The sequence below is a fragment of the Micromonospora sp. RP3T genome, assembly GCF_003027925.1.
Classification (GTDB): domain Bacteria; phylum Actinomycetota; class Actinomycetes; order Mycobacteriales; family Micromonosporaceae; genus Micromonospora.
Map to the genome: position 1 here is coordinate 1 of NZ_PYPS01000013.1, position 14,655 is coordinate 14,655.

Below are 14,655 nucleotides of genomic sequence, written 5' to 3' on the forward strand. Positions count from 1 at the left end.
CCGGCCGACGCCCTGCCGGCCCTGGCCGGCGCCGCGGTGGCCGCCGGCCTGCTGCGTCGGCTGCCCCTGCCCGGCCTGCCGGCCGCCCCGAACATTCCGGACGCCGCCCCCGACCCGGTGGGGGTGGGCCGGGCGGCGTCCGGAGGCGGCGCGGCCGGTTCCGCCGGAGCGGACGGTCCGGAGAGGTGCGCCCCAGGTGAGGGCGGCCATGGTGCGGGCGGCTCGGGATCGGCGGGCGGGCCCACCCGACGGACGGTGGTGCGGAACGCGACGCTGGTCGCCGTCGGCACCGTGTTCGCCGGGGCCGGCGCGACCGTGCTGCGCCGGCTGACCGTGGCCGACGCGGCCCGGTCCCGGGAGTCCGTGCGGCTGCCCGCGCCGGCCTCGCCGGCCCGGCCGGTGCCCGCGGGCGTGGCGCCCGGCTTCCGCACCCCGACCGGGGAGTTCTACCGGGTGGACACCGCGCTCACCGTGCCCCGGCTCGACGTGGACACCTGGCGGCTGCGGCTGCACGGGCTGGTGGCGCGACCGGTCGAGGTGAGCTTCGCCGACCTGCTCGACCGCGGCCTGATCGAGCGGGACGTCACGCTGAGCTGCGTGTCCAACGAGGTCGGCGGCCCGTACGTGGGGACCGCCCGGTGGCTCGGCGCGCCGCTGGCCCCGTTGCTGCGGGCGGCCGGCATCCGGGCCGGCGCCGACCAGCTCGTCGCCCGCTCCGACGAGGGAATGACAATCGGCACCCCGATCGAGACGCTCCTCGACGGCCGGGACGCCATGCTCGCGGTCGGCATGAACGGGGAGCCGCTGCCGTTCGCGCACGGCTTCCCGGTCCGGATGCTCACTCCCGGCCTGTACGGCTACGCGGGCGCGTGCAAATGGGTCACCGAGCTGGAGGTGACCACCTTCGACGCCTTCGACGCCTACTGGGTGCGGCGGGGCTGGGCGCGGGAGGCGCCGGTGAAGACCGCGTCCCGGATCGACCGGCCCGCGCCGTTCGCCCGGCTCCCCGCCGGGCCGGTGACCGTGGCCGGAGTGGCCTGGGCCCAGCACCGGGGCATCGCGGCGGTGGAGGTGTCGGTGGACGGTGGCCCGTGGCGGACGGCCGAACTGCTGCCCACCGCCTCCACCGACACCTGGGTGCAGTGGCGCTACCTCTGGTCCGCCCCGGCCGGCGCGCACACCCTGCGGGTACGCGCCACCGACGGCACCGGCGCGACACAGCCCGAGCGACGCCGCCCGCCGTTCCCCGACGGCGCCACCGGCCACCACACCATCACCCTCACGGTGCGGTGAAAGGAGGGGCCCCCGGTTAACGCCTCCGGTAGAGGAAGGGCCCCCGCTTAACACCAGGTGCTGAGCCAGGGACCGCCTAACCGGTGAAGGGGGCCAGCGCCTCGCCGAGCTCGGCCGGGGTGTCGAACTCCTCGGCCGGCAACGTCCGGAGCGTCTGGAGCGTCTCGGTGCTGGCGCCGTTCTCCTGAGCCCAGCGGACCAGGTCCGCCCGGGAGACCGGGTAGTCGAGTCCGGCGACGAACTCCTGCAACTGCGCGCCGCTGACGGTCATGTCGCGCGGCTACCCGCTCGGCGGCGCGGCATGCCGGTCCGGACGACGGTTTGCCCCGGCGGGGCCCGGGTAGCCGCGGACATGCTGGTTCAGCGGCTCGGCGCACCGAGCGACTTCGACCCGCTGCTGGAGCGCGTCCGCGACGCCCGCATCGTGATGATCGGCGAGGCGACGCACGGCAGCTACGACTACTACCGCCTGCGCGAGCAGCTGACCCGGCGGCTCATCGCCGAGCAGGGGTTCGACTTCGTCGCGGTGGAGGGGGACTGGCCGGACTGCGACCGGGTGCACCGCTCGGTGGTGGGCGCACCGGGCGGACTGGCCGATCCGATGGTCGCGTTGGAGCGGTTCGAGCGCTGGCCCACGTGGATGTGGGCGAACGCGGAGGTGGCCCGGTTCTGCCGGTGGCTGCGCGCCTGGAACCTGGAGCGGCCGGAGGGGGAGCGGGCCGGCTTCCACGGCCTCGACGTCTACTCGCTCTGGGAGTCGATGCAGGCCATCTTCGACTACCTGGGCGAGGAGGACCCGGCGTCGCTGGAGGCGGCCCAGGAGGCGTACCGCTGCTTCGAGCCGTACGGCAAACAGGCCGAGGAGTACGGCCTGGCCAGCCGGTTCGTCTCCGCCCGGTGCGAGGAGGAGGTGGTCCGGTTGTTGGCGCGTACCCGGGAACAGGCCGCCGCGGACGGCCCGGACCGCTTCTCGGCCTGGCAGAACGCGGAGGTGGTGGCCGGCGCGGAACGGTACTACCGGGCCATGATCGGCGGCGGTCCGGAGTCGTGGAACGTCCGCGACATCCACATGGCGGACACGCTGGACCGGCTGCTCGACCGCTACGGTCCGGACGCGCGCGGCGTCGTGTGGGCGCACAACACGCACGTCGGCGACGCGCGGGCCACCGAGATGGCGGCCGACGGCATGGTGAACATCGGTCAGCTCGGTCGGGAACGGCACGGCCGGGACGCGGTGGCGCTGATCGGCTTCGGCAGTTGGCGGGGCAGCGTGATCGCCGCGCCGCGCTGGGGCTCCCCGGCCGAGACGATGGTGGTGCCGCCGGCCCGGGAGGGGTCGGTGGAGCACCTGTTGCACGAGTTGATGCCGGACCGGGCGGTGCTGGTCTTCGGCGGCCCGGACGAGCCGGAGTGGGTTACCGGGGAGGCGGACCACCGGGCCGTCGGCGTGGTGTACGACCCGAGCTTCGAGTCGTGGGGCAACTACGTGCCGACCCGGCTGGGGGAGCGGTACGACGCGTTCGTCTGGTGCGACGAGACGACCGCGTTGCACCCGCTGCCGGCGTTGGTGACACCGGGCGAGATGGAGACGTATCCCGCTGGCGTGTGAGGTGGGGTGTTAGGAGGGGCCCCCTGTTATGCACGAGGCGTTAACAGGGGGCCCCTCCTTTCACTTCACCGGGGTGGGTTCGCGGTTGGCGAGGTGGGCGCGCAGGCCCTCGCCCTCGACGTCCACGTTGGGCAGCAGCTTGTTCAGCCAGCGCGGCAGCCACCAGGCGGCGTTGTTCAGCAGCGACATCACCGCCGGGACGATGGTCATCCGGACCACGAACGCGTCGATGGCGACACCGATCGCGAGCGCGAAGCCCATCGACTTGATGATCGGGTCGTCCAGGAAGACGAAGCCGCCGAACACCGACATCATGATGAGCGCCGCGGCGGTGACCACCCGGGCGCCGTGCCCCATGCCGTTGATGGTGGCCTGGCGGGCGGTGTCCCCGTGCACGAAGTCCTCGCGCATCCGGGAGACCAGGAAGACCTCGTAGTCCATGGCCAGGCCGAACAGGATGCCGATGAGCAGGATCGGCAGGAAGCTGACCAGCGGCGCCGGCGTGTCGACGCCGAGCAGCCCGGCCAGGTGGCCCTGCTGGAACACCGCGACCGTGATGCCGAACGTGGCCGCCACGGTGAGCAGGAACCCGAGCGCCGCCTTCACCGGCACCAGGATCGACCGGAACACCAGCATCAGCAGCAGCACGGACAGGCCCACCACCAGCAGCAGGTAGACCGGGAGCGCGTCGGAGAGCTTCTCCGACACGTCGATGCCGATCGCGGTGACGCCGGTGAGCAGCACCTCGGCGTTGCCGATGCCGCCGACCTGCCGGCGGATGTCGTGCACCAGCTCCTCGGTCTTCTCGTCGGTCGGCCCGGTCTTCGGGATCACGCCGAGCAGCGCGGTGCGGCCGGACGGGTCGAGCTGCGGCGGAGCCACCGCCAGCACCCCGTCGGTCTTCTGGATCAGCGACGCGACCTGCGGCACGGCGGCCTGGGTGGCCTGCGGCGAGTCGGCGGTGACGACGACCGCGAGCCGGCCGGTGAAACCGGGGCCGAAGCCCTCCCGGATCAGGTCGTTGCTGACCCGGGCCGGGGTGCCCTCGGCGGCGGTGGAGGCGTCCGGCAGCGCCAGGCGCATGTCCTGCGACGGGATCGCCAGCAGGCCGAGGCCGAGCAGGCCGACCAGGATCACCGGGATGCGGAACCGGGTCACCCAGTTCGCCCAGCGGAACCCGAAACCGGAGCGGTCCTCCGAGCCGGTGCCCGGGTCGGCGACCGCCTCGCGGTTGCGGAGCTTGCGCGGCAGCACCCGGCGGCCGGCGAAGCCGAGCAGCGCCGGGGCCAACGTGATCGCCACCAGCACGGCCACGGTGACGGTGCCGGCGGCGGCCAGACCCATCACGGTGAGGAACGGGATGCCCACCACGGCCAGGCCGGCCAGCGCCACCACCACCGTCGCGCCGGCGAACACCACGGCGGAGCCGGCGGTGCCGACCGCGCGGCCGACCGCCTCCTCGGGGGAGAGCCCGTCGAGCAGGTTCTGCCGGTGCCGGGAGGTGATGAACAGCGAGTAGTCGATGCCGACCGCGAGGCCGAGCATCAGCGCCAGGATCGGTGCGGTGCTGGTCAGCTCCACCGTGCCGCTGAGCGCGAACAGGCCGGCCATGCCGACGCCGACGCCGATCAGCGCGTTCAGCATGGTCATCCCGGCTGCCACCAGCGAGCCGAACGTGATGACCAGGACGATCGCCGCGACCAGCACACCGAGCGCCTCGGTCGAGCCGACCTCCGGCTCGCCGTTGAGCACCTCGCCGCCGGGGGCGATCTGCCAGCCCTGTGCCTCGGCCTGCTGGCCGACCTTCTCGTACGCGTCGCGCTGCTCGGTGGTCACGTCGTCCGCGCGACCGGCGAACTGCACCTGGATCAGCGCGTACCGGCCGTCCGGCGTGAGCGCCTGCGCCTGGTAGGGGTCGATCGCGCCGACCACGCCGGGCAGCGTGGCCGCCTCCTGGGTGACCTGCTTGACCACCGCCTGGCCGGCCGGCGAGGTGAGCGCGCCGTCCTGCGGCGCCTTGACGGCGATGGTGCCGGTGGCGCCGCTGGCCGCCGGGAACCGGTCGGCGAGCAGGTCGATGGCCTGCTGCGACTCGGTGCCGGGCATGGTGAAGTTGCTCGCCGTCGGGCCCCGCAGCGTGGCCGCGGCCAGGCCGAGGCCGACGAGTACGACGAGCCAGACGACAGCGACGAGTCGCCGCCGGCGTAGGGATGCCCGGCCGAGCCGGTACAGCAGGGTCGCCATGGACCTTCCTTCGTCCTCGGGTGCGAACTGGTGGGATCAGGTGGTGGGTTCGAGCGCGCGGTGCGCCACGGCGAGCAGCGCGGGTCGCAGCTCCTCGTCGGGGATGTCCAGGAACTCGCCGCAGGTCTCGGCGATGCCGGCCAGCACGACGAGCGCGGCGACGCGGGCCACCGGCCGGTCGGAGAACCCGGCGAACGCGGCGATCAGCCGTTCGGAGATCTGCTGGATGTGCGCGAACGCCGGCTGCTGGAGCAGGTCCGGGAACTCGCCCCGGAGCAGCGCGATCTCCCGGCGGAAGCGGACCGCCAGGTCGACGAAGCCCTCGGCGGCGGCCCGCTGGGCCGGCGCGCCGGTGAGGTCGGCGAGCCGGGCGTCGAGTGCCTCCAGCATCGCGATGGCCGGGGCCATCAGCTCGCAGAGCAGCGCGTCCTTGCTGGCGAAGTGGTAGAGCACGGTGGCCTTGGAGCAGCCGACCTCACGGGCGATGTCCTGGAGCGAGGTGCCCTTGTAGCCGGTGACGGCGAACCGACGGGCCGCGGCGGTGAGCAGCTCGTCGTGGGTGGCCGGGGTAGCGCGTGCCATGCCCTCCAGCATGCCTGACCGATCGGTCAGCACCTGACCGATCGGTCAGACGGATCGGGTGGGCTTCGCCACAGGATGCTCCCGGTCATACGAGGCCCGGGCCGCGCTGATCGACTCGCGGTGCCGCTCGGCCCAGCGGGTGAGCGTGACAAGTGACTCGTACAGCTCCCGGGCCATCGGGGTGGCGGTGTACTCCACCCTCGGCGGCACCGTCGGATGCACGTGCCGGACCAGCAGCCCGTCGCGCTCCAGGTTGCGCAACGTCAGCGTGAGCATCCGTCGGCTGATGCCCTCCACCCGCCGTTCCAGCTCGGTGAAGCGCACCGGGCCGGTCGAGGCGGCGATCAGGATGCCGATGCTCCACTTGCCGCCGACCCGGTCCAGCGCCTCCCGCACCGTGCAGGCCCGCGCCTGCGTCCCGTCCGGGGTCTGGCCGGCCGGGTCGGACACGCACCGGTCGTCCTGGCTTGTCACCACGGCTCCTTCCGCTCGGCCCCGACGGGAGCCTCGGTGACCATCATGCGTCACCGGTGGCAGCCGACCGCCGGAGTGCGTACGGCTGCCGCCTGCCTGGCCGGGGAAGGCCTGGGTTGTCTCCGCCTACGAACTTGATGGCGTGAATGCATCAGTCGCCGGAAGGGCAGCCCGGCGGCACGTTCCGGGCCGGGCCCGCGCCGTGCCGGGCGACCTCAGCGGCGCCGGGCCGAGCCGACCCGTACCGTGGCTCCGGACGTGCGTCGCGCACCCGTTGACCCGTTCACGCCATCAAGTTCGTAGCGTGGTGGTGCATCACCTCCAGGCGTTCGACGTTCCGCCCAGCGGGAGTTCGGACACCCGCCCCGAGCGGGACGACACGCCGGTGCCGTGTCGGGGTTGCCGAGCCGCCGTCGGGCCGGGAAGGTGGTCGGATGGGCGCCCCTGACGAGACCCGGGACGGGATCTCGCTGACCAACCTGGATCAGCCGCTGTTCGACTCCGCCGGCGCGACCAAGCGCGACCTGGTCGACTACCTGGACGCGCTGCACGGACGAATCCTGCCGGAGCTGCGCGACCGGCCGCTGTCGGTGCTGCGGGTGCGGCCCGGCCAGGAGCCGTTCATGCAGAAGAACCTGCCGAAGTACACGCCGGAGTGGGTGCGCCGCACCGAGGTCTGGGCGGAGGCGTCGCACCGGCGCATCTCGTACGCGCTCTGCGACGACCGGCGGACACTGCTCTGGTTCGCCAACCAGCGGGCGGTGGAGTACCACCCCACGCTGGCCCGCGCCGGGGCGCCCGAGCACCCGACCCACCTGGTGCTCGACCTGGACCCGCCGGCGGGGGAGACGTTCGACGCGGCGGTCCGCGTCGCGCTGCTGGTGCGGCAGGCGCTCGGCGACGCCGGGCTGGCCGGTGCGGTCAAGACCAGCGGCGCGAAGGGCCTGCACGTGATCGTGCCGGTGACACCGGAGACCACGGCCGAGGAGGCCGCCGCCGCGACCCGGGCGCTCGCGGCCCACACCGAACGGCTCGACCCGGCGCTGGCCACCACCGCGTTCATCGTGGCCGACCGCGGGGGCCGGGTCTTCGTGGACTCGACCCGCGCGCACGGGGCGACGGTGGTGGCCGCGTACAGCCCGCGGATCCGGCCCGGCACGCCGGTGTCGTACCCGATCGGCTGGGCCGACCTGGAGTCGGCGACGCCCGCCGACTTCACCGTGAGGACCGTGCCGGCGCTGCTCGGCGACCGCGACCCGTGGGTCGAGGCGCTGCCCGCGCCGCAGTCGCTGCCGGCGGAGCTGGTCGCCGAGGGGCGGAGCATCCCGGTGGCCCGGGTCCAGGCGATGCACGAGGGCAAGCGGCGGGCCCGGGCCCGCCGGGAGGCCGTCTGACCGGCAACGCGAAAGCCCGGGCACGACGGCCCGGGCTTCGAGATGTCTGGTGCCCCCGGCAGGATTCGAACCTGCGCCCCCGCCTCCGGAGGGCGGTGCTCTATCCCCTGAGCTACGGGGGCTCAGCGACCCGAGAAGAGTAGCAAACCCCTTCCCGGATCACCGAATCGGTATCGCCCGCGAGTCGATCTTCGTCGGTCAGGCGGCGGCGACGGTGCGACCGCAGCTCGGCAGCGGGTGCAGCGTGATGCGGCGGGGCAGTCGCCGGGGCCACTCGTTGCGCGGCCAGGAGCCGTCCACGATCAGGTGCACGGGGCGTTGGTCGGCGCCGCTGAGCCGCAGGACGAAGTCCCGGGGCAGCGGCGGGTCCACCGACGGCGTGGTGACCATGAACCGCACCCGCCCCCGGGAGGAGACCGCCGAGACCACGTCGGCGGCGGGCATGGTGCCGCGCAGCCGGACCCGGCCGAGCCAGTAGATCTCCGCAGCGTGCTCCTGGGCCGCCCGGGTGATCGCCGGGTACTCGCTGCGTACCCACCGCTCGACCGCGCCCACGCAGAGCCCGCAGGCCCGCTCGCGCGGCTCGCGGGGGCCCAGGCCCCAGGCCCGGAGGTACGCCCCGACGGTGCCGGCGTCCATCGCCAGCGCGAACCGGCGTTCGATGAGCGTGGTCAGGCTCTGCCGCGTCCACAGCTCCTCGTCGAGGCCGAACTCGTCCGGGTGGACGCCCCGCAGCACGTCGATGAGTTCGAGTTCCTGTTCGCGGCTGAGCGTTCCCGGCTCGCCCTGCCGCAGTCCGCGACGGACGGCTGCCACCGCTCCGTCACCGCCGATGGTGTGGCGTCGGCACCAGCTGGTCACCGACCGCCCTGCGTCTCTGAGTGCAACCCCCACGTCCTGCGCAACGACCCCGAATCACAACTGGTCACGATATGTGGGTAGAAAAAGTCTACGAGCGGCATAACGGACAAAGTTGTTGGGCCGGGACATGTCGGAGCCCGCGTCGCTGGCGCGCGACGCGGGCTCCGGTGAGCGGAGGGTGGGACCGTCAGGGCGTGCCACCCAGGCGCTTGAGCGCCGCGGTGAGGTTGGCCAGGTCGTTCTGCTGGGTGTTCTTCATGACCTGGGCGACTGCCAGCACGTCGTCGTCGTGCCCCTCGGCGAGGATGCCGTCGATCATGTGGACCCCGCCGATGTGGTGCTGGATCATCATCCTCAGGAACATCACGTCGAACTCGCGACCGCTCGCCGCCCGCAGCTTCGCCATCTCCTCGGGCGTGGCCATGCCCGGCATCAGGCCGTTCTTGACCAACCCGGCACCGTCCGGCATCCACGCCATCGGAGCCTGGTCGCCGGTCGGGTCCAGCTTCCAGGACCGCAGCCAGGTCTGCATGGTGCCGATCTCGCCCTGCTGCCCGGTGGCGATGTCCACCCCGACCTGGCGGACCTCGGCGTCCTGCCCCTGGCGGAACGCCAGCAGACCCATGGCCACCGCCTGGTTGTGGTGGGCGGTCATGTCCCGGGCGAAACCGGCCTCGGCCGAGTTCTGGCCCGGGCGGGTGAGCGTCGGGGTGAGCAGGCCGCCGGCGTACCCGAGGAGCAGCCCGACCGCGACGGCGGCGGCCACGGCCAGCAGGCCGTAACGGCGCGCCGCCGGCCGGCCGCCCTCGTCGGCGGCCGGGGCCTCGTCCAGCTCGCTGTCGGTGGTCACCGGAGCGGTCATCGCGGCGTCCTCACTGGGTGGGCTGCTCGGGCATGTTCTGCTGGAGGTTGTCACGCGGGGTGGTGCCGGTGGCCGTCACGCCCTGGTCGCAGAGCGCGTTCGGGCCCTCGATCGAGGCGTTCACCCGCAGCGTCTTGATGAACTCGTCGATCCGGCCGTCGTCGGCGTTGTCGACCTTGAGCTGGAAGCCCCAGGCCTGGAGCGAGATCGGCTTGTCCAGCCCCTCGTACGGGCTGAGCATCAGCTTCTCCTTGCCCTGCACCTTGCTCTTGAGCTTCGCCACCTGGTCGGCCGGCAGGTCCGGACGGTAGGTGACCCAGACCGTGCCGTGCTCCAGGCTGTGCACCGCGTGCTCGTTGGCGATCGGGGCGTCGTAGACGTCGCCCATGCAGTTCTGCCACGCCTGGTTGTGCGGGCCGGCGACCGGCGGGGAGACGTCGTACTTGATCGTGCCGGGCTGGTGGTTTCCGCCCTTGACCAGGTCCTTGTCCTTCTTGCGGAAGTCGACCACGCCGTCGATCGCGTCGGCCCGCTTCTGCCAGGGCTGAGCGCCCTGGTAGACCGCCCAGGCGCCGATGCCGATGATGCCGACGGCCAGCACGCCGACCGCGACGAAGAGGGCGATCGGGCCCCACGAGCGACCCTGGCTCACCTTGACCGGGGTGACCGGCTTGCGGCCCTTGCCCCCGGCGCCCGCACGTGGGCCCTTGCCGCCGCCGGGCTTGGTCGCGCCGGCCTTGGCGGCGGGCTTCTCGGCAGCCGCGGGCCGGCCGGCGGCCGGCTTCTTGCCGGTGCTGACCACGGTGGGACGGCGTTCCGGGCCGCCCGGGGTGCTGATGCTCATCGTGCCTCGTCAGGTCGGTCGGTCAGGGGAGCGCGGGGCCTGTTCACATGCTGGGTCGCCGCCGCGGTGCCCGAGTCTACCCCCGATAACATGGTTCGGTGACTCCCGCAGAACTCGCCGAGGTCGTCCTCGCCGCAGCCCACGCCGTCTTCGACGAGCGGGGCCTGGACCCTGCCGCGTTGCCCGCGCAGACCACCGTCGAGCGACCCCGTAACCCCGATCACGGTGACTACGCCTCGACGCTGGCGCTGCAGCTCAGCAAGAAGGTCGGTGTGCCGCCGCGGGAGCTGGCCGCCGCGCTGGCCGAGCAGCTCGGCAACGCGCCGGGGGTCAAGTCGGTGGAGATCGCCGGCCCCGGCTTCCTGAACATCCGGCTCGACGCGGCCGCCGCCGGCCAGCTCGCCAAGGTCATCGTCGAGGCCGGCCCGGCGTACGGGAGCAGCGACACCCTGGCCGGGCAGCGGATCAACCTGGAGTTCGTCTCGGCGAACCCGACCGGCCCGGTGCACATCGGCGGGGTCCGCTGGGCGGCGGTCGGCGACGCGCTCAGCCGCCTGCTGCGCGCCACCGGCGCGGACGTGGGCACGGAGTACTACTTCAACGACGCTGGCTCGCAGATCGACCGGTTCGCCCGGTCGCTGCTGGCCGCCGCGAAGGGCGAGCCGGCGCCGGAGGACGGCTACGGCGGGGCGTACATCGCCGAGATCGCGGCCGAGGTGATCCGGCGCCGGCCCGACGTGCTCGACCTCGACGACGCCGCCGCCCAGGAGGTGTTCCGGGTCGAGGGCGTCCAGCTCATGTTCGCCGAGATCAAGTCCTCGCTGCGCGACTTCGGGGTGGAGTTCGACACCTACTTCAACGAGAAGGACCTGCACGACCGGGGCGAGCTGGAGGCGGCGCTGACCCGGCTGCGCGAGCAGGGGCACGTCTTCGAGTCCGAGGGCGCGACCTGGCTGCGCACCACCGACTTCGGCGACGACAAGGACCGGGTGCTGCGCAAGTCCAACGGCGAGTGGACCTACTTCGCCGCCGACTGCGCCTACTACCTCGACAAGCGGGAGCGCGGCTTCGAGCGGGTCGTGATCATGCTGGGCGCCGACCACCACGGCTACATCGGCCGGATGAAGGCGATGGCCGCCTGCTTCGGCGACGACCCGGCGCGCAACCTGGAGATCCTCATCGGCCAGCTCGTCAACCTGGTCCGCGACGGCGCCCCGGTGCGGATGAGCAAGCGGGCCGGCACCGTGGTCACCCTGGAGGACCTGGTCGACGCGATCGGCGTGGACGCGTCCCGCTACGCGCTGGCCCGCTACTCGGCCGACTCACCGATCGACATCGACGTGGAGCTGTGGACCCGGGCCAAGAACGACAACCCGGTCTACTACGTGCAATATGTCGCCGCCCGCACGGCCGGGGTGGCCCGCAACGCCGCCGAGATCGGGCTGACCCGGGGCGACGCTGCCGCGTTCCGCCCCGAGCTGCTCGGCCACGAGAAGGAGAACGAGCTGCTCAAGGCGCTCGCCGAGTTCCCCGCCGTGGTGGCCACCGCCGCCGAGCTGCGCGAGCCGCACCGGATCGCCCGCTACCTGGAGGAGAGCGTCGCGCAGGCGTACCACCGGTTCTACGACAACTGCCGGATCGCGCCGCAGGGCGACGAGGAGATCACCGACACCCACCGGGCCCGGCTCTGGCTCAACGACGCCACCCGGGTGGTCATCGCCAACGGCCTGCGCCTGCTCGGCGTCTCCGCGCCGGAAAGGATGTGATCCCCGGTGCGCGCGCATGAGGCCGGCGCCCTGCACGGCGACATCGGCAACCGGGGGCCCGCCTGGCTGCGTACCCCGGTCGACGTCAACGCCCTGGTGCCGCAGCTCTGGCCGCGCCACGTGGCGCGCGGCCCGGCCGGCGCGCTGACCGTCGCCGGCCTGGACGTCCGCGACCTGGCCGCCGAGTTCGGCACCGCGGCGTACGTGCTGGACGAGGACGACCTGCGCGGACGCTGCCGCGAGTTCCGGGCCGCCTTTCCAGACGCGGACGTCTACTACGCCGGCAAGGCGTTCCTCTGCCGCGCGGTGGTCCGCATGATCGCCGAGGAGGGCCTGTTCCTCGACGTCTGCACCGGCGGTGAGCTGGCCACCGCGCTCTCGGCCGGGATGCCGCCGGAACGGATCGGCTTCCACGGCAACAACAAGTCGGTGGCCGAGCTGACCCGGGCGGTGGACACCGGCGTGGGTCGGATCATCGTCGACTCGTTCACCGAGATCGACCGGCTCACCGCACTGGCCCGCGAGCGCGGGGTCCGCCCCCGGGTGCTGCTGCGGGTCACCGTCGGCGTGGAGGCGCACACCCACGAGTTCATCGCCACCGCGCACGAGGACCAGAAGTTCGGCTTCTCCCTCGCCGGCGGCGCCGCCGCGACGGCCGCCTTCCGGATCCTCGACGAGGACGTGCTGGAGCTGCGTGGGCTGCACTCGCACATCGGCTCGCAGATCTTCGACGCCAGCGGCTTCGAGGTCTCCGCCCGCCGGGTGCTCGCCCTGCAGGCGCAGATCCGCGACGCCCGCGGCGTGGAGCTGCCCGAGCTGGACCTGGGCGGCGGCTTCGGCATCGCGTACACCACGCAGGACGACCCGGCGTCCCCGCACGAGCTGGCCAAGCGGCTCCGCAAGATCGTCGACGGCGAGTGCGCGGCGGAGAACCTCGCCGTGCCGCACCTCTCGGTCGAGCCGGGCCGGGCCATCGTCGGCCCGGCCGTGTTCACGCTCTACGAGGTGGGCACGGTGAAGGACGTGGACGGTCTGCGGACGTACGTCAGCGTGGACGGGGGGATGAGCGACAACATCCGCACCGCGCTCTACGACGCGTCGTACTCGGCGACGCTGGCGAACCGCGCGTCTTCCACGGTGCCGATGCTCGCCCGCGTGGTGGGAAAGCACTGTGAGTCCGGGGACATCGTGGTGAAGGATGAATTCCTGCCCGCCGACGTGCAGCCCGGAGATCTTGTCGCGGTGCCCGGCACGGGGGCCTACTGCCGGAGCATGGCCAGCAACTACAACCATGTGCCGAGGCCCCCGGTCGTCGCCGTGCGTGACGGTCACGCCCGGGTGATCGTTCGGCGGGAGACCGAAGACGACCTGCTCGCATTGGATGTGGGATGACCTCACCGGTTCGCTTGGCGTTGCTCGGCTGCGGCACGGTCGGCAGCGACGTGGTACGCCTGCTGCACGCGCAGTCGGCCGACCTCGCCGCCCGGATCGGCGCTCCGCTGGAGATCGCCGGCATCGCCGTCCGCCGGCTCGGCCGCGACCGCGGCGACCTGCCGGTCGACCCGGCGTTGTTCACCACCGACGCGCTCGGGTTGATCAAGCGCGACGACGTGGACGTGGTGATCGAGGTCGTCGGCGGCATCGAGCCGGCCCGGGGCTGGCTGGTCGAGGCGCTGCGTGCCGGCAAGAGCGTGGTCACCGCCAACAAGGCGCTGCTCGCCGAGGACGGCGCCACGCTGCACGACGCGGCGGCCGAGGGCGGCGCCGACCTCTACTACGAGGCCAGCGTCGCCGGGGCCATCCCGCTGCTGCGCCCGCTGCGCGAGTCGCTGCACGGCGACCGGATCACCCGGGTCACCGGCATCGTGAACGGCACCACCAACTTCATCCTCTCCGCCATGGACGCCACCGGCGCCGGGTTCGCCGAGGCGCTGGAGGAGGCCACCGAGCTGGGGTACGCGGAGGCCGACCCGACGGCCGACGTGGAGGGCTTCGACGCCGCCGCCAAGGCCGCCATCCTCGCCTCGCTGGCGTTCCACACCCGGGTCACCGCCGCCGACGTGCACCGCGAGGGCATCACCGAGGTGACCGCCGCGGACGTGGCCAGCGCCAAGGCCATGGGCTGCACCATCAAGCTGCTCTGCATCGCGGCCCGGGGCGCCGACCCGGCCGGCCACGAGACCGTCAACGTCCGGGTGCACCCGGCGATGATCCCGCTGAGCCATCCGCTCGCCGGCGTCGGCGACGCGTTCAACGCGGTCTTCGTCGAGGCGGACGCCGCCGGGCAGCTCATGTTCTACGGCCGGGGCGCGGGCGGGGCGCCGACCGCCAGCGCGGTGCTCGGCGACGTGGTGGCGGTGGCCCGCAACCGCCTCGCCGGCGTGCACGCGGCCAGCGAGTCGGCGTACGCGGACCTGCCGGTGCGGCCGATGGGTGAGGCGCTCACCCGCTACCACATCAGCCTCGACGTGGCCGACCGGCCGGGCGTGCTGGCGTCGGTGGCCGGGGTGTTCGCCCGGCACGAGGTCTCCATCGCCACCGTCCGGCAGGGCCCCGCCGGCGGGGACGCCGAGCTGGTCATCGTCACCCACGTCGCACCGGACGCCGCGCTCGCGGCCACCGTGCGCGAGCTGCGCGGGCTGGACACCGTCCGGTCGGTCACCAGCGTGCTGCGGGTCGAGGGCGGTGCGTGACCCCGGCGTCCCGCCTGATGGTTAGCTCGGAGT

13 protein-coding genes and 1 tRNA gene are annotated in these 14,655 nt (G+C 73.1%); 6 read left to right on the forward strand and 8 right to left on the reverse strand.

Translation table 11 applies throughout. From position 1 onward, the window contains the following. A partial coding sequence (locus C8054_RS12560) for a molybdopterin-dependent oxidoreductase (protein WP_107156965.1) occupies nt 1-1,293 on the forward strand: 1,293 nt, incomplete at its 5' end. Nucleotides 1,294-1,369: 76 nt separating this feature from the next. Here C8054_RS12560 and C8054_RS12565 read toward each other — a convergent pair. Beyond that, nucleotides 1,370-1,564 (reverse strand): DUF2795 domain-containing protein, encoded by a 195-nt coding sequence (locus C8054_RS12565; RefSeq protein WP_107156966.1) that lies wholly within the window; start codon nt 1,562-1,564, stop codon nt 1,370-1,372. A gap of 81 nt (nt 1,565-1,645) precedes the next feature. Between C8054_RS12565 and C8054_RS12570 the strand changes: the two genes are divergently transcribed. Then, nucleotides 1,646-2,902, forward strand: coding sequence for an erythromycin esterase family protein (locus tag C8054_RS12570; RefSeq protein ID WP_107156967.1), 1,257 nt, complete (start codon nt 1,646-1,648; stop codon nt 2,900-2,902). 60 nt (nt 2,903-2,962) lie between these two features. Here C8054_RS12570 and C8054_RS12575 read toward each other — a convergent pair whose 3' ends face one another. From C8054_RS12575 to C8054_RS12585, 3 genes are read right to left on the reverse strand one after another with little or no spacing between them, the layout of a single operon-like run. Continuing rightward, the gene (locus C8054_RS12575; protein WP_107156968.1) at nt 2,963-5,146 is read right to left on the reverse strand and encodes an MMPL family transporter; all 2,184 of its coding nucleotides are present in this window, start codon (nt 5,144-5,146) and stop codon (nt 2,963-2,965) included. 36 nt (nt 5,147-5,182) lie between these two features. Then, complete coding sequence (locus tag C8054_RS12580) at nt 5,183-5,728, reverse strand: TetR/AcrR family transcriptional regulator (protein ID WP_107157101.1); 546 nt, start codon at nt 5,726-5,728, stop codon at nt 5,183-5,185. A 45-nt stretch (nt 5,729-5,773) separates the two neighbouring features. Beyond that, a complete protein-coding gene (locus tag C8054_RS12585) occupies nt 5,774-6,178 on the reverse strand; it encodes a helix-turn-helix domain-containing protein (protein WP_107156969.1) in 405 nt (134 codons plus the stop codon). Nucleotides 6,179-6,636: 458 nt separating this feature from the next. Between C8054_RS12585 and ligD the strand changes: the two genes are divergently transcribed. Then, entirely contained in the window at nt 6,637-7,596 is a 960-nt protein-coding gene (gene ligD / locus C8054_RS12590; RefSeq protein WP_107156970.1) for a non-homologous end-joining DNA ligase, read from the forward strand. Nucleotides 7,597-7,643: 47 nt separating this feature from the next. Here ligD and C8054_RS12595 read toward each other — a convergent pair. The 4 genes from C8054_RS12595 to C8054_RS12610 all read right to left on the reverse strand — a co-directional run bounded on the left by C8054_RS12595 (nt 7,644) and on the right by C8054_RS12610 (nt 10,163). Further along, a tRNA-Arg gene (locus tag C8054_RS12595) sits at nt 7,644-7,718 on the reverse strand. A gap of 76 nt (nt 7,719-7,794) precedes the next feature. Further along, complete coding sequence (locus tag C8054_RS12600) at nt 7,795-8,490, reverse strand: winged helix-turn-helix domain-containing protein (RefSeq protein WP_107156971.1); 696 nt, start codon at nt 8,488-8,490, stop codon at nt 7,795-7,797. A 154-nt stretch (nt 8,491-8,644) separates the two neighbouring features. Next, nucleotides 8,645-9,319 carry a DUF305 domain-containing protein gene (locus tag C8054_RS12605; protein WP_107156972.1) on the reverse strand — a complete coding sequence of 225 codons (675 nt, stop codon included), beginning with the start codon at nt 9,317-9,319 and terminating at the stop codon, nt 8,645-8,647. A 10-nt stretch (nt 9,320-9,329) separates the two neighbouring features. Then, on the reverse strand, nt 9,330-10,163 hold the full coding sequence (locus C8054_RS12610) for a DUF3105 domain-containing protein (protein WP_107156973.1): 834 nt from the start codon (nt 10,161-10,163) through the stop codon (nt 9,330-9,332). 98 nt (nt 10,164-10,261) lie between these two features. Between C8054_RS12610 and argS the strand changes: the two genes are divergently transcribed. The 3 genes from argS to C8054_RS12630 are packed head-to-tail and all read left to right on the forward strand — an operon-like array spanning nt 10,262 to nt 14,622. After that, entirely contained in the window at nt 10,262-11,929 is a 1,668-nt protein-coding gene (gene argS, locus C8054_RS12620) for an arginine--tRNA ligase (protein ID WP_107156974.1), read from the forward strand. 6 nt (nt 11,930-11,935) lie between these two features. Next, nucleotides 11,936-13,321, forward strand: a complete 1,386-nt coding sequence (lysA, locus tag C8054_RS12625) for a diaminopimelate decarboxylase (RefSeq protein ID WP_107156975.1) — start codon at nt 11,936-11,938, stop codon at nt 13,319-13,321. Beyond that, entirely contained in the window at nt 13,318-14,622 is a 1,305-nt protein-coding gene (locus tag C8054_RS12630; RefSeq protein ID WP_107156976.1) for a homoserine dehydrogenase, read from the forward strand. Before lysA ends, C8054_RS12630 begins: the two co-directional genes overlap by 4 nt. The last annotated feature ends 33 nt before the right edge of the window (nt 14,623-14,655 follow it).